The sequence below is a fragment of the Salinicola sp. DM10 genome (genome assembly GCF_017306975.2).
Lineage (GTDB): Bacteria > Pseudomonadota > Gammaproteobacteria > Pseudomonadales > Halomonadaceae > Salinicola.
The window spans coordinates 1,553,478-1,571,456 of sequence record NZ_JAFLEN020000001.1 but is presented as its reverse complement, the minus strand read 5'-3'; the positions used below and the strand labels follow the sequence as shown (position 1 = coordinate 1,571,456).

13 protein-coding genes are annotated in these 17,979 nt (G+C 68.1%); 8 read left to right on the top strand and 5 right to left on the bottom strand.

Annotation, left to right across the window (positions count from 1 at the left end):
• The first annotated feature begins 239 nt into the window (after positions 1-239).
• From smc to J0A90_RS06965, 4 genes are all read left to right on the top strand, one after another.
• Entirely contained in the window at positions 240-3,746 is a 3,507-nt protein-coding gene (gene smc / locus J0A90_RS06980) for a chromosome segregation protein SMC (protein WP_233076573.1), read from the top strand.
• Positions 3,747-3,956: 210 nt separating this feature from the next.
• The gene (gene zipA / locus J0A90_RS06975) at positions 3,957-5,237 is read left to right on the top strand and encodes a cell division protein ZipA (RefSeq protein ID WP_207033011.1); all 1,281 of its coding nucleotides are present in this window, start codon (positions 3,957-3,959) and stop codon (positions 5,235-5,237) included.
• Between the two features lie 181 nt (positions 5,238-5,418).
• Positions 5,419-7,458 (top strand): NAD-dependent DNA ligase LigA, encoded by a 2,040-nt coding sequence (ligA, locus tag J0A90_RS06970; protein WP_207033675.1) that lies wholly within the window; start codon positions 5,419-5,421, stop codon positions 7,456-7,458.
• A complete protein-coding gene (locus J0A90_RS06965; protein ID WP_207033001.1) occupies positions 7,455-7,727 on the top strand; it encodes a YheU family protein in 273 nt (90 codons plus the stop codon). Before ligA ends, J0A90_RS06965 begins: the two co-directional genes overlap by 4 nt.
• Before the next feature lie 78 nt (positions 7,728-7,805).
• Here J0A90_RS06965 and J0A90_RS06960 read toward each other — a convergent pair whose 3' ends face one another.
• Complete coding sequence (locus J0A90_RS06960; protein ID WP_207032992.1) at positions 7,806-9,119, bottom strand: 2-hydroxycarboxylate transporter family protein; 1,314 nt, start codon at positions 9,117-9,119, stop codon at positions 7,806-7,808.
• Positions 9,120-9,358: 239 nt separating this feature from the next.
• On the opposite strand from J0A90_RS06960, the gene J0A90_RS06955 reads away from it, so the two are divergent.
• Together J0A90_RS06955 and J0A90_RS06950 are read left to right on the top strand one after the other, a co-directional pair.
• A complete protein-coding gene (locus J0A90_RS06955) occupies positions 9,359-11,035 on the top strand; it encodes an ATP-binding protein (RefSeq protein ID WP_233076572.1) in 1,677 nt (558 codons plus the stop codon).
• Positions 11,032-11,766 (top strand): response regulator, encoded by a 735-nt coding sequence (locus J0A90_RS06950; RefSeq protein WP_233076571.1) that lies wholly within the window; start codon positions 11,032-11,034, stop codon positions 11,764-11,766. Before J0A90_RS06955 ends, J0A90_RS06950 begins: the two co-directional genes overlap by 4 nt.
• A gap of 105 nt (positions 11,767-11,871) precedes the next feature.
• On the opposite strand, the gene mnmC is transcribed toward J0A90_RS06950, so the two are convergent.
• The 3 genes from mnmC to J0A90_RS06935 all read right to left on the bottom strand — a co-directional run bounded on the left by mnmC (position 11,872) and on the right by J0A90_RS06935 (position 14,913).
• Positions 11,872-13,884, bottom strand: a complete 2,013-nt coding sequence (mnmC, locus tag J0A90_RS06945; RefSeq protein ID WP_207032990.1) for a bifunctional tRNA (5-methylaminomethyl-2-thiouridine)(34)-methyltransferase MnmD/FAD-dependent 5-carboxymethylaminomethyl-2-thiouridine(34) oxidoreductase MnmC — start codon at positions 13,882-13,884, stop codon at positions 11,872-11,874.
• A gap of 178 nt (positions 13,885-14,062) precedes the next feature.
• Positions 14,063-14,362 carry a YciI family protein gene (locus J0A90_RS06940; RefSeq protein WP_106419505.1) on the bottom strand — a complete coding sequence of 100 codons (300 nt, stop codon included), beginning with the start codon at positions 14,360-14,362 and terminating at the stop codon, positions 14,063-14,065.
• Positions 14,362-14,913, bottom strand: a complete 552-nt coding sequence (locus J0A90_RS06935) for a septation protein A (RefSeq protein ID WP_035476989.1) — start codon at positions 14,911-14,913, stop codon at positions 14,362-14,364. Before J0A90_RS06935 ends, J0A90_RS06940 begins: the two co-directional genes overlap by 1 nt.
• A 101-nt stretch (positions 14,914-15,014) precedes the next feature.
• On the opposite strand from J0A90_RS06935, the gene J0A90_RS06930 reads away from it, so the two are divergent.
• Together J0A90_RS06930 and J0A90_RS06925 are read left to right on the top strand one after the other, a co-directional pair.
• Positions 15,015-15,956, top strand: a complete 942-nt coding sequence (locus tag J0A90_RS06930) for a PHP domain-containing protein (RefSeq protein WP_207032989.1) — start codon at positions 15,015-15,017, stop codon at positions 15,954-15,956.
• Between the two features lie 341 nt (positions 15,957-16,297).
• Positions 16,298-16,918 (top strand): L-threonylcarbamoyladenylate synthase, encoded by a 621-nt coding sequence (locus J0A90_RS06925; protein WP_207032988.1) that lies wholly within the window; start codon positions 16,298-16,300, stop codon positions 16,916-16,918.
• A 141-nt stretch (positions 16,919-17,059) separates the two neighbouring features.
• On the opposite strand, the gene J0A90_RS06920 is transcribed toward J0A90_RS06925, so the two are convergent.
• Positions 17,060-17,848, bottom strand: a complete 789-nt coding sequence (locus tag J0A90_RS06920) for a 5'-nucleotidase, lipoprotein e(P4) family (RefSeq protein WP_207032981.1) — start codon at positions 17,846-17,848, stop codon at positions 17,060-17,062.
• Positions 17,849-17,979: the final 131 nt, after the last annotated feature.

Genomic DNA, 17,979 nt, shown 5'->3' with positions numbered 1-17,979 from the left:
CCCGCGGTGGCTTAGGCTCTGCCGATTCGTTTCGCGGTGCGCTGAGCGCCCATTTCCATTCCAAACCCTCTGACGACGGGCGCCGGGGACAGGGCAAAGCGAGGGTCCTTTGCCAGGGATGGCAAAGGTAGCGCCCAGGGAAGGGTTCACAGCGCCCTCGCGACGCCCTGCCGCCGGATAAGCCCATATCGTCTAGCGGTAGTTAAAGGCGTTCGTATTCAAGGAGTCGTGCAGTCGGCATGCGCCTCAAGTCGATCAAACTGGCTGGTTTCAAATCGTTCGTCGATCCGGTCACGGTACCGTTCGACGGCAACATGACCGCGATCGTCGGCCCCAACGGCTGCGGCAAGTCCAATGTCATCGATGCGGTGCGCTGGGTCATGGGGGAGTCCTCGGCCAAGACCCTGCGCGGCGAGTCGATGACCGACGTCATCTTCAACGGCTCCAGCGGCCGTGCGCCGGTGGGTCAGGCCTCCATCGAACTGCTCTTCGACAACCGCGACGGCAGCCTCGGCGGCGCCTACGCCGACTACGCCGAGATCGCGGTCAAGCGCCAGGTCACCCGCGACGCCCAGTCGAGCTACTTCCTCAACGGCCAGAAGTGCCGCCGCCGCGATATCGCCGATATCTTCCTCGGCACCGGCCTGGGCCCGCGCTCCTACGCCATCATCGGCCAGGGCATGATCTCGCGCCTGGTCGAGGCGCGGCCGGAAGAGCTGCGCACCACCCTCGAAGAAGCGGCCGGTATCTCCAAGTACAAGGAGCGCCGACGCGAGACCGAGAACCGCCTGCGGCGTACCCAGGAGAACATCGAGCGCCTCGACGACATTCGCGAGGAGCTCGACAAGCAGCTCGAACGGCTCAAGCGTCAGGCCGACGCCGCGCGCCGCTACCGCACCCTGAAAGAAGAAGAGCATCGCCTGCGCGGCGAGCTGGCGCTGCTGCGCGAGCGCGCGCTGCGCAGCCAGCAGCGCGAGGAGGCGGCGCGGGTCGCCGAGTACGAGACCCAGGTGGAGCGCGAGGTGCTCGGCCTGCGCCAGTGCGAGACCCGTCTGGTCGAGGGGCGTGAGCAGCACGACGAGATCGCCGCCGAGCTGGAGCAGCACCAGGCTGCTTTCTACCAGACCGGGGCCGACATCGCGCGGCTGGAGCAGTCGCTCGAACACGTGCGTCAGCGCGACCAGCAGCTCGCCGCCGATCTCGACGCCGCCCGCCGCGAGCGCGAGTCGCTGGCGGCGCTGGCGGGCGAGGACGACGCCCGCGGCGAGGCCCTCGCCGAACGCCTCGAAGCGCTGGCACCGGAGGCGGAACTGGCCGACGAGACGCTGCTGACGCTGGCACAGAGCCTGGAAGAGGCCGAAGCCGAGGCCGAGGCGCACCAGGCCGAGTGGGAGCGCATCGAGCAGCAGGCCGGCGACAGCCGCCACCGCGCCGAGCGCGAGCAGGAGGCGATCCAGCGCCTGGAGCGCCAGAGCGAGGAGCTGGTGGGCGAGATCGAGCGCCGCCAGCAGCAGCTTGCAGCGCTGCCCGATGTCAGCGCGCTCGAGGCCGAGCGGGACGAGCTGCAGGCGGCGCTGGCGATCTTAGACGAGCGCCAGGAGACCCTGACGATCCGGCGTGAAGCGCGCCAGGAGGAGCGTGAGCAGGCGCGTGAGGCGCTCGCCTCGGCCCAGCGTGAGCGCGATGCCCTGCGCGAGCGCCACCATCGCGCCCAGGGCGAGATCGCCTCGCTGGAGGCGCTGATCGAAGCCGCGCTGGCGGATGACGACAGCGCCCTTACCGAGCAGCTGGCAGCGCACGCGCTGGACACTGCCCCCCGGCTTGCCGAGTGCCTCGAGGTGGAGACGGGCTGGGAGCGCTGCGTGAGCTGGGTGCTGGCGCCCTGGCTCAAGGCGCGGGTCGCCGATCTGACGCCGGCACGGGAAGCGCTGGAACAGCTGGCCAGCGGCGAGCTGCCGCTGGTCGCCCCGGGGGCATCGGCCGCGCCGGCGCCGGCGGATTCGCTCGCCGCCAAGGCCCGCGGCAGCGCGGCGCTGGGCGCCCTGCTGGGAGGCGTGCGCTGCGTCGACGATCACGCCAGCGCCTGGGCCGCACAGCCCGCGCTCGCCCCCGGCGAGAGCGTGATCACCGCCGACGGGCTGTGGCTCGGCCATGGCTGGGTGCGTCGGCTGGGCGCGCAGGACGCCCAGGGCGACAGCGTGCTGCTGCAGCGTCAGCGGCGCGAGGCGCTGGCTATCCAGGTAGCGGAGATCGACCAGCGCCTGGCGGCGCTGTCGGAGAGCCTCGAGGCGGGCGAGGCGGCGATCGAGGAGAGCGAACGCGGGCTGGAAGCGCTGCGCCAGGCCGAGCTCGACCTCTCGCGTGAGCGTCAGCAGCAGGCCACGCGGCTGGCCACGCTGGAGAGCCGGCTCGAGCACAGCACCGCGCGGGCCGCTGAACTCGCCGCCGAGAGCGAAGCGCGCCAGGCGCGCCTGGAAGAGACCCGCGAGACGCTGGAAGAGACCCGCGAACGCTGGCAGCAAGCGCTGGCCGAGGTCGAGGCGGGGGCCGGGCAGCGGGCCGCCATCAACGCCACCCGCCAGCAGGCGCGGGAGCGTCTGGCCGAGCTGCGCCGTCAGCAGCAGCAGGCGGGGCAGCGCCAGCAGCAACTGGCGCTGGAGCGCCAGCGTCTCGAGACCCAGCGCGGTGAACTGGCGCAGCAGGCGCAGCGCAGCCGCACCCAACTGGCCGCGCTGGAAGAGCGCTGTGCGGGGTTGGCGGCCGAGCGCGAGCGCCTCAACCAGCCCGATGACGACCAGCAGCAGCGCCTGGCCGCGCTGCTCGAGCGGCGCAGCCAGCAGGAGAGTGCCCTCAATCAGTGTCGTGACCGCGCCAACCAGCTCGGCGAGATGCTGCGCCAGAGCGAGCTCGAGCGTCAGCAGCACGAGCGCGATCTGGAAGGGCTGCGCACGCGCCTGCAGGAGGGGCGCATGCAGCTCCAGGCGCTGGCGCTCAAGGCCGATGCCCAGGCCGAGCAGCTCGCCGAGCAGCAGCACGACGCCGAGGCCCTGGGTGCTGCGCTCGATCCCAACGCCACCGAGTCGGCGTGGCAGACCCGGCTCGAGGAGACCGGTGAACGCATCCGCCGGCTGGGTGCGATCAACCTGGCGGCGATCGAGGAGTACGACCAGCAGGCCGAGCGCCGCGACTACCTCGAGGCCCAGCACGCCGAACTCAGCGAGGCGATCGAGACCCTGGAGCGGGCGATCCGGCGCATCGATCAGGAGACCCGCACCCGGTTCAAGCAGACTTTCGAGCAAGTCAATCAGGGCCTGATGGCGCTTTTCCCCCGAGTCTTCGGCGGCGGGGCCGCGTGGTTGACCCTGACCGGGGAGGATTTGCTGGAGACCGGGGTGGCCATCATGGCGCGTCCGCCGGGCAAGAAAAACAGCACCATTCATCTGCTCTCCGGCGGCGAAAAGGCGCTGACCGCACTGTCGCTGGTGTTTGCCATCTTCCAGCTCAATCCGGCGCCTTTTTGCATGCTCGACGAAGTCGACGCGCCGCTGGACGATGCCAATGTGGGGCGCTACGCGAAACTGGTGAAGGAGATGTCCGAGAGCGTGCAGTTCATCTTCATCACCCACAACAAGATTGCCATGGAGGCCGCCGAGCGATTGATGGGGGTGACCATGCAGGAGCCAGGTGTCTCACGCCTGGTCGCGGTCGGGGTCGACGAGGCGGCGTCGATGGCAGAGGCGTCCTGAGTTTGCCCGAAATAGCCAAAGCGGCTATCGGCGTAATAGGATGTCGAGCATTAGGGAAAATTGAAGGGCGGTTGCTGGCGGGCAAAAACTTTACTTGACAATGAAAAAAAGTCGCCCATTTTAGGAAAATCACGCTATGCTAGAGCCCACATGCCGCAAGCATGTTGTCCTCTACCCGCATAGTGGCACCGCGAACAGGCAAGACGACCCATGGAACTAAGAGAGTGGCTGATCATCCTGGGGCTGGTTTTGGTGGCGACCATCGTGATCGATGGCTTCCGCCGTCTACAGCGCCAACGTCGTGTTCCGCGCCTTGACCAGGCGATGGAATCCAGCGGAAACGACGCCGAATCCCACGTGGATCCGGAAGAGGAGGCCCGTGCGGCCGAGATCAACTGGGAATTGCCCAATGGAGGGGCACGTGTCGTCCGGCCGGCGACGTTCGAGCGCAGCAGTGATGGCGCCGAACCCATCCGCCCGGCCGAGCCCAAGCGTCAGGAGCGGATTCCCGACGACCAGATAAAGAGCAGCGTGTTCGGCCGCTACAAGTCGCGTACCTCGTTCGCCGACATGCAGGAGAACGTCAAGAGCGCGATGAAGGCCGGCGCCAAGCGGGTCAGCGACTCTGCCCATCGCCTGGGTCAGAAACGCGACGATGCCGCCGCCGCTCGGGCGCATGAGCGGGCGCACGAAGAGCCGCGCCTGTCCGCCGCCGAGGCTGGTATCGACGCGCGCGCCGAGACCGCCGAAGTCCGCGTCGACGCCGACACGCCGCAGCTCGACCCCTCGCGTCTGCAGATCACCGCGCTGACGCCGGCTGGCGGGATGCCGGCGGCGAGTGACGCGCCAGCGGCGGCCGTGGATGAAGCCGAGCTGCGCGGCGCGGCCGATGCGCCGACCTTCGACCAGGCAGCGTTCGATCGAGCGGCTTTCGACCAAGCACCCCGGGATGACGCGCCGCGGCGCGACGTGGTCACCACGCATCCGGCGGTGGAGCGTGCCAAGCGCCATCACGTCAGCGCTGCGCGGGCCCGTGAGACGCTCTCGAATGCCGAGGAAGTCATCGTCATCAGCGTGCTGGCGCGGACCGAAGAAGGGTTCGACGGCACCACGCTGCTCAACCTGATGCTGGCCTGCGGCCTGCGCTTCAGCGAGATGGGCATTTTCCACCGCTACGAGACCGAGGCGGACGACAGCGAGCTGCAGTTCTCGATGGTCAATGTGCTCAAGCCGGGCGTGTTCGATCTCGACAAGATGCATGAGATCGTCACCCCGGGGGTCACCTTCCTGATGCCGCTGCCCGGCGCCAACGACACCTCCGCGGCGTTCGAGGCGATGCTCGAGACCGCCATGGTGCTGGTGCGTCATCTGGGCGGCGAGCTCAAGGACGAAAACCACAGCGTGATGACCGCGCAGACGATCGAATTCGCCCGCCAGCGGGTGCAGGAGTTCGAGCGTCGCCACCGGCTGCATCGCTATCAGGCCAACTGATACGGCCTAACGCCGAACGCGGTAGCGGTATCGATGACGGGGCCTTCGGGCCCCGTCGTCGTTGGTGGGCCCTGCCTGCGGGATGGCCCCTGCACGTACCGGCAGTGGTGTCATGGCGTTCGGCCTGCCCGCTGCCTTCCGCTACAATGCCACCACCCTGTCAGCGATCGAACCGGACGCCATGAGCCAGACCCCCCAAGCGGCGCAGGAGCGCGCCGCGACCCTGCGTCAGCAGCTCGAAGACGCCAACTACCACTACTACGTCGAGGACGCGCCGCAGCTCACCGATGCCGAGTACGACCAGCGCCTGCGTGAACTGCAGACGCTGGAAGCCGAGCACCCCGAGCTTGCGACCCCCGACTCGCCGACCCAGCGAGTCGGCGTCAAGCCCGATAGCGGCTTCCCCGAGATCGAGCACGTGGTGCCAATGCTGTCGCTCGACAACGCCCTCGACGAAGAGGAGCTGCTGGCGTTCGGCAAGCGGGTGGCCAAGGGGCTGGAGCGCGACGCCTCGGCGCTGGTGTTCTGCTGTGAGCCCAAGCTCGACGGCCTGGCGGTATCGCTGGTCTACGAAAATGGCTACCTAAGCTATGGTGCGACCCGCGGTGACGGGCGCACCGGCGAGGAGATCACCAACAACCTGCGCACCCTGCGTTCGATCCCGCTCAAGCTGCGCGGCAAGCACTGGCCGACGTTGCTCGAGGTGCGTGGTGAAGTCTACATGCGCCACTCCGGGTTCGAGGCGCTCAACGCCCGCGCCCTGGAGAACGGCGATAAGGTCTTCGCCAACCCGCGCAACGCCGCCGCCGGCAGCCTGCGCCAGCTCGACCCTGCGATCACCGACCAGCGCCCGCTGGAGTTCTGCGCCTATCAGGTGGCGCGCATCGAAAGCGATGCCGAACTGGCCGCCACCCACTCCGGGCGCATGGCGCTGCTGCGCGACTGGGGGCTGCCGACCAATCCCGAACTGGCGGTGGTGGAGGGGATCGATGGCGTGGTCGACTTCTGCCGCCGGCTGGGCGAGAAGCGCGAGTCCCTCGACTACGATATCGACGGCGCGGTGATCAAGCTCGATGCGCTGAGCGATCACAACGTGCTGGGCTTCGTCTCGCGCGCGCCGCGCTGGGCGATCGCCTTCAAGTACCCCGCCCAGGAGCAGGTCACGCGGCTGCTCGACGTGGAGTTCCAGGTCGGGCGCACCGGCAAGCTGACCCCGGTGGCCAAGCTCGAGCCGGTGCAGGTGGCCGGGGTCACCGTCTCCAATGCCACCCTGCACAACATGGATCAGATCGCGCGGCTGGATCTGCGTATCGGCGACAGCGTGAGGATCTATCGCGCCGGCGACGTGATCCCCAAGGTGGTCGAGGTAGTGCGCGAGCAGCGTCCGGCGGATGGTCGCGAGATCGTGCTGCCGGAGAGCTGCCCGGTGTGCGGCTCGCGGGTCGAGAAGCTCGACGGCGAGGTCGACGCGCGCTGCTCTGGCGGGCTCTACTGCCCGGCCCAGCGCAAGGAGGCGCTCAAGCACTTCGCCAGCCGCCGCGCGCTGGATATCGACGGCCTGGGCGAGAAGCTTATCGACCTGCTGGTCGAGCGTGAGTGGGTCGAGACCCCCGCCGATCTGTTTCGACTCGAAGCCGCACGTCTCGCCGAGCTGCCGCGGCTGGCAGAGAAGTCCGCCAACAATCTGGTCAACGCCCTGGAGACGGCCAAGCAGACGACGCTTGCGCGCTTCATCTATTCCATCGGCATCCGCGAGGTGGGTGAGACCACCGCGGCCAATCTGGCGCGCCATTTCGGCACCCTGGAGGCGCTGCGCCACGCCGAGCTGGAGGCGCTGGAAGCGGTCGCCGACGTCGGCCCGGTGGTGGCCCACCACGTGCACACCTTCTTCCGTCAGCCCCATAACCAGCAGACGCTGGACGATCTGATCGCCGTCGGCGTGACCTGGGACGAAGAAGAGATCGGCGAGCGTCCGCAGCCGCTGGCGGGGCAGACCTGGGTGCTCACCGGCAGCCTGGAGAGCATGACCCGCGACGACGGCAAGGCGCGCCTGCAGGCGTTGGGGGCCAAGGTCGCAGGCTCCGTCTCCAAGAAGACCACCGCGGTGGTCGCCGGCGAGGCGGCGGGGAGCAAGCTGGAGAAGGCCATGCAGCTCGGAGTCGAGGTGATCGACGAGGCCACCTTCATCCAGCGCCTGACCGAGTGGGAGGGGGTGGAATGAGCCGTTTTGTCGAAGTCCCCCACCGCATGCTGCCGGCGGAAACGCTGGACGCGCTGCTCGAGACCTTCGTGACCCGTCAGGGCTACGACACCACCGATGTCGCCAGCGACATGCACGACTGGGTGCGCGAGCTGCGGCGCCAGCTCGAACGCAGCGAGCTCTTGATCGTTCACGACTTGCAGACCGAGTCGACCGAGGTGATGACGCTGGCCCAGTGGCAAAGCTTCGGCCGCGCGGTGGCCGATGACGAAGAGGAAGGCGACTGGTAGCCACCCGGCGTGTGACTGCAAGCCATAAACGACAACGGCGCCCGCAGGCGCCGTTGTCGTGTGGCGGGCTTCAACGAGTCAGGTGAAGAACAGCGGCACCACGATGCTAGATATCAGCAGGATCAAGGCCCCACCGAGGCGCGAAGAGATCTGCGCGAACGGCATCAACTGCATGCGCTTGGCCGCGGAGAGCACGGCGACATCGCCGGTGCCGCCCATGTTGGCCATGCACAGGCCAGCGGTGATGGCCGACTCGATCGGATAGAAGCCGACCAGCTTGCCCACCAGCCCGGCGCCGAAGGCTGCACCGGCGACCACCGCGAAGACGATCAGCACATAGGTGATCGAGATCGCGTCGATGACCTGGCCGAGGTCGGTGTAGGCGATGCCGATACCGAACAGCAGGGCGAAGGTCCAGTTCTTGGCGACGAACTTGAACCACTGCGAGGCGGCCTCGTTGACCGACTCCGGCACCAGGTTGGCGATCTTGAGCACGGCGACCAGGACGATCATCAGCGCATAGGGGTGCAGCGGGATGAAGTCGCCCAGGATCTCACCGGCGACGAAGAAGGTCAGCGCCGCGACCAGGCCGATACCCAGCTTGGAGAGATCGGGTTTGCTCTCGCGCTCTTCGATCTCCACGCCCGGCATCATCTGACCGTTGCCGGTCAGGCTCGGCATGCGGTTGGCCAGGCCGTTGAGCAGGCCGGCGATGATGATGGCGAAGACGTTGCCCAGCGCCAACGCGGGCACCAGGATCGAGATGTAGTAGCTCGCCGGCTGGCCCAGCAACTGCTCGTAGATCTGGCTCATCGGCACCGCGCCGGCGCCCATACCGCCGCCCATGATCGGCAGGGTGATCACCACCACCGCGTCCTGGGGCGAGAAGCCCAGCAGCCAGCCCACCGCCACCGCGAACAGCGCCGCGAACAGCACCGCACAGACCAGCGGCAGGGCGTAGCGCGAGCCGACCTTGACCAGCACCTTGGAGTCCATGCCCAGGATGCTGCCGGTGATCAGCGCGGCGATGTAGAAGTTGAGAAAGCCGCCGCTCTTCATGAATTGTTTGACGTTGTCGGTGACGTCGGCGGGCAGCCAGTTGACGTAGACCAGCGCCGCGGCGCCGAAGATGGCGAGAATCGCGCCACCGCCGAGATAGCTCTTGATGATCGGCAGGCGGTCACCGAGGAACCCGAGCAGCTCGCCGAAGATCATCATCACCAGCAGAGCGCCGATCATGCCGGTGGGGATCGTATCGGTGGCGATGGCGGCGATCAGTACCAGCGCGGCGATGGCGAACAGCGGTAGCGGAATGCCGAAAATCGGCGTCGACAGCCAGTGGCGCGGTCGGGCCGACTCGGCGTGAGCGTTTTGCGTCACGGTTGCGGTCATGGTTCACTCCCAGGATTGCGCGCCCTGCCGGGCGGGTAGGCGGCAGGATAAGAAGCCAGGCCGCGGCGGCCAAACTTTCTGAAGTTAACTAAGCCTTAATAAAATATTGAAAGGGAGCGGCGTGTTGCTGGCACAAAGTGCCGGGCTGGGGAATACCCCCTTGGTCTAAAACTACAGCCTAGAGCCGTGATGCCGGATCACGCTCCCCGATATACGCCTGCTGCCCTCGGATAACCCTCGTGAAACGACTGCGTCTCAGTGCCCAGATCTTCATCCTCGTCGCCAGCATGATCGTGCTGACCCTGGGGGTGGCCTTTCTGCTGTTCGACTATCAGCTCAAGGAGAACCTCGAACGCGCCCAGGGTGAGCGGGTGATGGGGCTGGCGGCGGTGCTCGCCGACCGCAGCGACATTCGCCGCGCGCTCGAGGCCACGCCGATCGTCCACGATGCAGGCTCGGCGCTGCGCCGGCACATCGAAGTCTTGCGCGAGCGTCTGGGAGTCGACTTCATCACCGTGATGGATCGCGACCACCTGCGTCTGACCCACCCCGACCCCAACGAGGTCGGGCGTCACTTCCGCGGTGGCGACGAGGGGCCGGCGCTGGCGGGGGAGTCCTATGTGTCGCGTTCCGAGGGTACGCTCGGGGTGAGTATCCGCGGCTTCGCCCCGGTGCGCGCCGCCGATGGCCAGGTGATCGGCGCGGTGGCCACCGGCGTCACTCTCTCCCGGGTCGGGCTGCTGCTGGCCGAGAAACGCCAGGTGGTGCTGTTGGGCACGCTGCTGCTGATGCTCGTCGGCGGTCTCGGCGCCTGGTGGCTGGCGCGCTATATCAAGCGCATTCTGCTCGGCTTCGAGCCGCACCAGATCTCGCAGTGGGTGCAGGAGCGCCAGGCGCTGCTGGCCTCGCTCCACGAGGGCGTGCTGGCGATCGACGCCGGCGGCGAGCTGAGCCTGATCAACCCCGCGGCGCGTGAGCTGCTGGCGCCGGTGGGGGCGGCGCCCGCCACCGGTGTACCAGCCGCCACCCTGGCCCAGCTGTTCGGCGACGGCACGCCGGCGCTCAACCAGCGCCTGACCCTCAACGGCCGCGCGCTGATCGTCAACCGGGTGCAGATCCGGGCGCCGGCCCGGCCCCGCCGACGTGGGCGCGTGGTGGCCGCGGAGAGTGGTGCAGAGAGTGGCGCGAAGCGCGTCGACGAGACCCGCAGCGGTGGCAGCGTGGTGACCCTGCGCGATCGCAGCGAGGTCAATCGCCTGGCCGAGGAACTGACCGGGGTCAGCCGCTACGCCCAGGCGCTGCGCGCCTCCACCCACGAGTTCAAGAACCGCCTGCATGTGATCCTGGGGCTGGTCCAGCTGCGGGACCTGGGGCGCCTGGAGCGCTATCTGCACGAACTCGACGATACCCTGATCGCCCCCGCCGCAGCGCGCGTCTCCGGGGTCAAGGACCCGGTGCTGGCGGGCTTTCTGCTGGCCAAGGGCAGCGAGGCGCGGGAGCGCCGGATCGAGCTCGAGGTCGAGCTGGAGAGCGATATCCCGGCGGCGGCCGAGGAGGAGGTATGCCACCTGCTGGTGACGATCATCGGCAATCTGCTGGAGAATGCCTTCGAAGCCGTCGCCGGACGCGATGAGCGCCAGGTCACCCTGACGCTGGGGCTGGATGCCGGGGCGCTGTCGCTGCACGTCGCCGACAGCGGCTGCGGCATGGACGCGGCCCAGCGCGGCGCGGTACTCGAACAGGGGGTGTCGACCAAGGGCGAGGGGCGTGGCTACGGTTTGGCCATGGTGCGGGCCCATATCGACTCCCGCGGTGGCCATCTGGCGATCTATTCCACGCCCGGACGTGGCACCCTGGTCGAGGTGACATTACCCTACGCGGTGGCCCCATCCTGGATTACCGACGGAGTGACATGAGCATGCGTGTACTGGTGGTAGAAGACGACCCGATGGTCATGCGGCTCAACGTCGAGTTCCTCAATCGTATCGAGGGCGCCAGCCTGGTCGCCCAGTGCGAGGATCTGCCCGCGGCGCGGGACGTACTGCAGCGCGAGTCGGTGGATCTGCTGCTGCTGGATGTCTTTCTGCGCGAGCACAACGGCCTGGCGCTGGTGCGCGAGCTGCGCCGCCAGGCGCGCGACATCCAGATCATCCTGATCACCGCCGCCTCGGAGATGGAGACGGTGCGCGAGGCCAAGCATCTGGGGGTCGACGACTATCTGGTCAAGCCGTTCGAGTTCCAGCGCTTCCAGGAGGCGCTGAGCCACTGCCTGGATACCCACCGGCGGCTGGCCGGGCTGCCGGCGCGCGCCCATCAGCGCGACGTCGATGCGCTTTTCCGCCGCGACAGCGCCGCCGTGGCGCCGCCTCAGCGCCCCGGCGACCTGCCCAAGGGGCTCACTCTCAACTCGCTGTCGCAGGTGGCGCGCGCCGCCGCCGAGCACCATGAGGCGACCTTCACCACCGAGGCGCTGAGCGAGGATACCGGGATGTCGCGGGTCTCGGTGCGCAAGTACCTCAAGCATCTGGTCGATCAGGGCGTGCTCGAAGAGTCCTTCCACTACGGCCATATCGGCCGCCCCTCGTTCACCTACCGCTGTCTCGACGCCGAGGCGCTGGCGCGGCTGGGCGGTACGCCGACCGCCTGAGCGGCTGCTTCATCACCGCAGATACCCGCTGCAGATGACCGGCTGTTTCAGCTGAACCGCCGTGCCAGTCGATAGACAACGGTGCCAGCACGCGCGGGTGTCTGCTCACGCCTGGCGGATCAGCTCGGCGATCAGCCGCCGCCCCGGGTGCAGGTGATCGACCAGTTCCCGTGCCAGCGGCAGCGGCTCGTCATGCAGGCGTGAAGCGATCAGCTCGGCGCACAGCGGTGCGCTGACCAGCCCGCGCGAGCCGTGGGCGGTACTCACCCAGAGCCCCGGATGGTGACGCCCGGGTGCGGTAAAGCGCTGCCGCGCATCCTTGGCCAGTGCGGCGTAGTCCTCTCGCCAGGCGGCGCTGTCCGGCAGTGGCCCGGCGTAGGGCGTCTTGTCGGGGCTGGCGGCGCGCACGCTGGCACGGCCGTCGAGTACGGCCAGGGCCGCCGCCTCGCCATCGGCGCAGAGTGTGGCGTGCAGCGCCGGGGCGGTGCGCGACAGCTCCTCCAGGTTGCGCCGCTGGTCGGCCTCGCGCAGTTGGGTGTCGCCGTCGTTGGGGGTGAAGGTGGCGCCGAAGGTGAGCCTGCCGGCATAGGGTGGCAGCACATAGCCTTCGCCGCACAGCACCTGCGCCGGTGCGCCCGGTGCGGCCCACTGAAGGCTCGAGATCTGGCCGCGGACCTGCTGCAGTGGCAGGCCGTCGAGCCAAGCGCCACTGGCGTGGCCGCTGGCGAACACCACCTGATCGACCTGGAGCTGGCCATCGGAGAGCGTGAGCTGCCAGCCGCCGTCGTATGGCGCGAGCGAGTCGAGCGCGGCGCGCCGGAACTCGACCCCCGGCGTCTGCGCCAGCCGTTGGCACAGCGCCACCGGGTCGACCCAGCCCGCCAGCGGATAGGCCAGCGCCGCGTGCGCCAGCGGCGTCCCTGCCAGCGCGCTGGCACGAGTCGCGTCGCAGCCGCTGACCACGGACTCGGGCAGGGCGTGGTTGGCCAGGAAGCGCTGCTGGCGGCGCTGCTCGCGCTCACCGCTGGCGAGCGCGAGCAGGCCGCTGTCGCACCACAGGCTGCGCTCGGGGTCGAGGGTGGCCAGCCAGCGCTGGACGTAGAGCAGGGCGGCCAGGTAGAAGCGGCTCTGGCGGTTGCTCTCCGCGGCCAGCTTGACGTAGAGCGCCGCTTGCGGATTGCCCGAGGCGCCGCTGGCGATGCCTTCACGGTCGATCAGGCTGACCCGGCTGCCGCGGCGCGCCAGCGCCTCGGCCACGCTGGTGCCGGCGATACCGGCACCGATCACCGCCACGTGGGCGGCGCGACGCGGCGGTGGCGGCGTGAACCAGGGCGTGGCGGCGCGCGAATCAGCGTGCGGAGTCGGCGGCGTATCCGGCTGCCATTCACCGCGCAGCATCTCGCGCTTGCGTCCGAACCCCGGCACCTTGCGCCACTGAAAACCCTCGGCGGCGAGGCCGCGTCGCACCAGACCGGCGCAGGTGAAGGTGGCAAAGGTGGCCCCCGGACGGCTGGCCGAGGCCAGTGCGGCGAACAGCGCCGGCTGCCACATATCCGGGTTCTTGGCCGGGGCGAAGCCATCCAGGAACCAGGCATCCACCTGGCCGTCGAGCTGTGCCAGGCAGGCGGCAGCATCGCCGAAGTGCAGATCCAGGGTCACCCGCGGCGCCAGGCGCAGGCGGTGCACGCCGGGTACCGGCTGTGGCCACTGGGCGATCAGCGCCCGGGCGCGGGCGGCGAAGTCCGGCCAGCTCTGCCATACCCGCTCGAGTGCCTCGCGCGACAGCGGGTGCTTCTCGGTGGAGACCAGATGCAGCCGCGCCGTGGCCGGCGCGTGCTGTTCGAAGCACTCCCAGGCGCACAGCAGGTTGAGCCCGGTGCCGCAGCCGGTCTCGCCGATCACGAAGGCGCGCGTGGCGTCCCAGGCGCGGAAGCGGCGCGGCAGGTCGTTGTTGTCGAGGAACACGAAACGCGTCTCCTCGCGGCCGTTTTCACGCGAGAAGTAGACGTCGTCGTAGCGGGTCGAGAAGGGCGCTTCCTGCTGCGCGTCATCCTGGCGCCAGTCGAGTTCCGCCGGCTCCAGGCGCTCGCCGAAGGCGGCGAGTCGGTCGTCGGTCATGGGGGAAAAGGTCTCGCGTTGCCCGGGGGTACCACACCAGGGTGATCAAAAAGTGATCGACTCACGCCAGCGGACGTCGTTTCGGGGACAGCGAAAGGCGTCCGCGGGATCTTCACAACGTTATCCACAGTAGCTGTGAAAAAGCTCACACCGGCGTTTGTGGATAACGCCCGAGCGTTCAGGGCAGGACGTGCTTGAACGGCTTGACCTCGACCTTGGCATAGACCCCGGCGGCGACATAAGGGTCGGCGTCGGCCCAGGCCCGGGCGGCTTCCAGGGAGTCGAACTCGGCGACGATCAGGCTGCCGCTGAAGCCGGCCTCGCCCGGATCTTCGCCGTCGATGGCGGGGAAGGGGCCGGCCAGGATCAGGCGGCCGTCGTCGCGCAGCGCTTCCAGGCGCGCCAGATGGGCCGGGCGCGCCTCGCGGCGCAGCGCAAGGCTCGAATCGTTGTCGTGACCGATGATGGCGTAGCGCATCAGGAGGGCTCCTCAGGGGTTGAGCGGGACATGTGACGTGCCAGGAAGAGCGCCTGTCCGATCACGAACAGCAGCGTCAGTCCGAGCATGCCGAACAGCTTGAAGTCGACCCAGGTCGCTTCGTCGTAGTGGGTGAAGACAAAGACGTTGAGGATCGCCATGGCGAAGAAGAACAGCACCCAGGCGAGATTGAGCCGTCGCCACACCGTCGCCGGCAGTGATACCGCCTTGCCCATCATACGCTGGGCCAGGGTCTGCCCGCCGAACAGCGGCGAGAACAGGAAGGCGATGCCGAACAGGGCGTTGATCACGGTCGGCTTCCACTGGATGAACGCCGGATCGCGGAAGGCGATGGTGGCGCCGGCGGAGGCGATCACGATGATCGAGGTGATCAGCAGCATCTTCTCGATGCGCCGCTGGCGCCACCACACCACGCCGAGCTGAATCACGGTGGCGGGGATCAGGATGGCGGTGGCGGTGATGATATCGCCGGTCAGATGATAGACGGCAAAGAAGATCGCGATGGGGAGAAAGTCGAACAGCAGTTTCATGCGCAGGGCTCCGAGAGGGCGGGGCGCGGATTGACCGCGACGGCGGCGGCCCTCACCATGTGCGACCTATTCTGACAAAGACGCCCCCCGGCGTCATGCCCATGTCCCTTGCTGCCAGCGATTCCGAGAATACCGTCGCGCCGTCCGAACGCGCGCCGTTGACTGCCGCCACCTCGCTGGACGAGGCCCGCGGCATCGATCTGCACCTGCACTCCAGCGCCTCCGATGGCCGGCTCACGCCCACCGAGCTGGTCGATCTGTGCCATGCCAAGGGGCTTTCGCATATCGCGCTGACCGACCACGACACCCTGGCGGGGGTCGCGGAGGCGCGCCAGCGCTGCGCGCATCACGGTATGCGTCTGCTCTGCGCCAGCGAACTGTCGTGTCAGTGGCGCGGCATGACGATTCACATCGTGGCGCTGCTGCCCCAGGGGCCGAACGCGGCGTTCACGGCCAGTCTCGAAGGGCTGGCCGAGGCGCGGGTCAAGCGCGCCGAGGAGATCGCCCGGCGGCTTCAGAAGCTGGGGCTCGACGACGCCCTGGCGCGGGCGCGGGCGATCGCCGGTAGTGAGCGCCCACTGGGGCGCCCCGATTTCGCCCAGGCGCTGGTCGATGCCGGGCTGGCGGCGGACCGCCAGGCGGCGTTCAAGCGCTATCTGGGGGCCGGCAAGCGTGGCGACGTCAAGACCCACTGGCCGGCGCTGGAGACGGTGGTTGGCTGGATCGTCGAGGCCGGCGGGGTCGCCGTGGTCGCGCATCCGCTGCGCTACGGCATGACCCGGCGCAAGCGCGACCTGCTGTTCGAGGCCTTTATCGGCGCTGGCGGGCAGGCTGCGGAGTTGGTGAGTGGTTACCAGAACCGCGATACCACCTTCGACCTGGCGCGCCAGCTAGCCCACCACGAACTCTACGGCTCGCTCGGCAGCGACTTCCACTTCCCCGGCGGTGCGCTGGCACCGGGCACGCTCAGCCCGGCGCCGCGCTCCCACGTGCGTCCGGTGTGGGCGCATCCGGCCTTGGCCGATTTCGTCGCACCCCTCTAAGAGGGTGTTTACAAAATGCCTGCGCTCGGCAATACGGCGTTAAAATCGGCCTAAAAATGCTCATTTACCCCGTGTAAACTCCGCTTTTTCGACCGATTTTGCCTTGTCTTGCCTTCGCTCGCCGAATTTGTAAACACCCTCTAAGCGCCTGCCACCGAGCCATCTCCAGCCGAGCCGTCCTCGACCCGAGCCTGCGGCGAGCCGAACCCTAGCGGCAGGCGCCGGGCGCGGCATCTGTTACGCTGAGGTTGAATGGTGCCGTGCGCGGCGCCTTGCGTCATACCGGCGTGCCGCCAGCGTGCGGCCGCCGTGGCGGGATCCGACCCCAAGGAGGGCATGACATGACCCAGTTTTTCCAGATTCATGCGCAGAACCCGCAGAAGCGCCTGATCGATCAGGCGATCGGTATCCTGCGCCAGGGTGGCGTGGTCGCCTATCCGACCGACTCCGGCTACGCGCTGGGCTGCTGCCTGGGCGAGAAGAAGGCGATCGAGAAGATCAAGTGGCTGCGCCAGCTCGACGACCGTCACAACTTCACCCTGGTGTGCTCCGATCTTTCCGAGATCGGCACCTACGCCAAGGTCGACAACAGCGTCTTCCGCCTGCTCAAGTCGCACACCCCCGGGCCCTATACCTTCATCCTCAACGCCACCAGCGAAGTGCCGCGTTTGCTGCTGCACCCCAAGCGGCGCTCGATTGGCGTGCGCGTGCCCGACCACCGTATCACCCATGCGCTGCTCGAGACCCTGGGTGAGCCGCTAATGAGCGTGACCCTGATCCCGGTTGACGAAGAGCTGCCGATGACCGATGCCGAGGAGATTCGCGAGCGCTACGGTGCGCATGTCGATCTGATCATCGATGGCGGTGCCTGCCACCTGGAGCCGACCACGGTGGTCGATCTGCGCGAGATTCCGCCGACACTGGTGCGCGAAGGTCGCGGCGACCCCGCGCCGTTCCGCTGAGCCGCGTAACGCAGCTATTCGCTCGTGCAGGCATTTATGCAGTGATTCCCTAATAAAGCGCCCCCGCCGGTAAAGCCCGGCGGGGGCGCTGTGTTGCGCGCACTGTGATCGGCGACCGCCTGAGCCTGGCCGCCCGTATGATCAGTTCGTCTCGAGCGGTGCCGCCCACGCTTCCAGGGTCGCGTCGCTCCAGCTGCCATAGCTGGCATTGGGGAACATGATCCAGTCGTCGCCGAAGTGCGCCGCCTGCTCGGCCACCAGGCGCTTCTGGGTGGCCAGGTCGGCGTGGTGGAAGTCGCCGGAGAAGTCGGCCAGCGAGTCGCCGAGCTGTAGCACCAACTGATAGTCGCGCTCGATGGCGGCGCGACGCTCCGCCTTGGAGGGCCCCAACAGACGCACCTGGGCGTCGTTGACCTGAGGCAGGCGCAGCGCTTTCAGCGTCGCCAGGGTGGCGGCCTTGTTCTCGTCGTAGCGATCGGAGACATAGAAGATCGTCACGCCATGGGCGTTGGCATAGTCGAGAAAGGCGCGGGCGCCGGGGATCAGACGCGGATGCCCCTCGCGCTCCCATACCTTCCAGGTATCCCAACTGGTGAAGTCGTGACACGCCTGCATGTCGCGTACCAGTAGCGCACTGTTGTCGATCACCGTCTCATCGAGGTCGGTCATGATCGCCAGGTTGGTGGCGTCGGGATGGGCGGCGATCTTCTGTGCCAGGCGCATCGTGGCCAGCGCATAGTTCTGGCGCTGCAGCGCCTGGATCTCCGCCGACTGCTGCTGATAGCGCAGCGCCATGGCGTACTCCTTGGGTGCGCACTCGCCGGCGCTCGCCGTGGGTGCCGTCTGTGCGGTTGCACTGGCGGTGAATAGCAGGCCGCCGAGCAGCAGGGCGCCGGCGACGCCGCGACGGGTATGAGTGTGGGTTGTCATCTTTTGTTCTCCTGACTGCGATCATTCCTGACATCGACTCTGCCCGCGCAGGGCGGGCGACCCAGCTACCTTAGAGAAGCGCCGATAAGGCTTCAAACCGCGCCATGCGCGGTTTGCCGGGGTGACGTGCT

Coding starts and splice junctions, on each gene's coding strand:
- ligA (WP_207033675.1), top strand. CDS start 5,419: ATGAGCCAGACCCCCCAAGCGGCGCAGGAGCGCGCCGCGACCCTGCGT.
- J0A90_RS06950 (WP_233076571.1), top strand. CDS start 11,032: ATGAGCATGCGTGTACTGGTGGTAGAAGACGACCCGATGGTCATGCGG.
- J0A90_RS06925 (WP_207032988.1), top strand. CDS start 16,298: ATGACCCAGTTTTTCCAGATTCATGCGCAGAACCCGCAGAAGCGCCTG.
- J0A90_RS06965 (WP_207033001.1), top strand. CDS start 7,455: ATGAGCCGTTTTGTCGAAGTCCCCCACCGCATGCTGCCGGCGGAAACG.
- J0A90_RS06940 (WP_106419505.1), bottom strand. CDS start 14,362: ATGCGCTACGCCATCATCGGTCACGACAACGATTCGAGCCTTGCGCTG.
- J0A90_RS06935 (WP_035476989.1), bottom strand. CDS start 14,913: ATGAAACTGCTGTTCGACTTTCTCCCCATCGCGATCTTCTTTGCCGTC.
- J0A90_RS06930 (WP_207032989.1), top strand. CDS start 15,015: ATGTCCCTTGCTGCCAGCGATTCCGAGAATACCGTCGCGCCGTCCGAA.
- mnmC (WP_207032990.1), bottom strand. CDS start 13,884: ATGACCGACGACCGACTCGCCGCCTTCGGCGAGCGCCTGGAGCCGGCG.
- smc (WP_233076573.1), top strand. CDS start 240: ATGCGCCTCAAGTCGATCAAACTGGCTGGTTTCAAATCGTTCGTCGAT.
- zipA (WP_207033011.1), top strand. CDS start 3,957: ATGGAACTAAGAGAGTGGCTGATCATCCTGGGGCTGGTTTTGGTGGCG.
- J0A90_RS06920 (WP_207032981.1), bottom strand. CDS start 17,848: ATGACAACCCACACTCATACCCGTCGCGGCGTCGCCGGCGCCCTGCTG.
- J0A90_RS06960 (WP_207032992.1), bottom strand. CDS start 9,119: ATGACCGCAACCGTGACGCAAAACGCTCACGCCGAGTCGGCCCGACCG.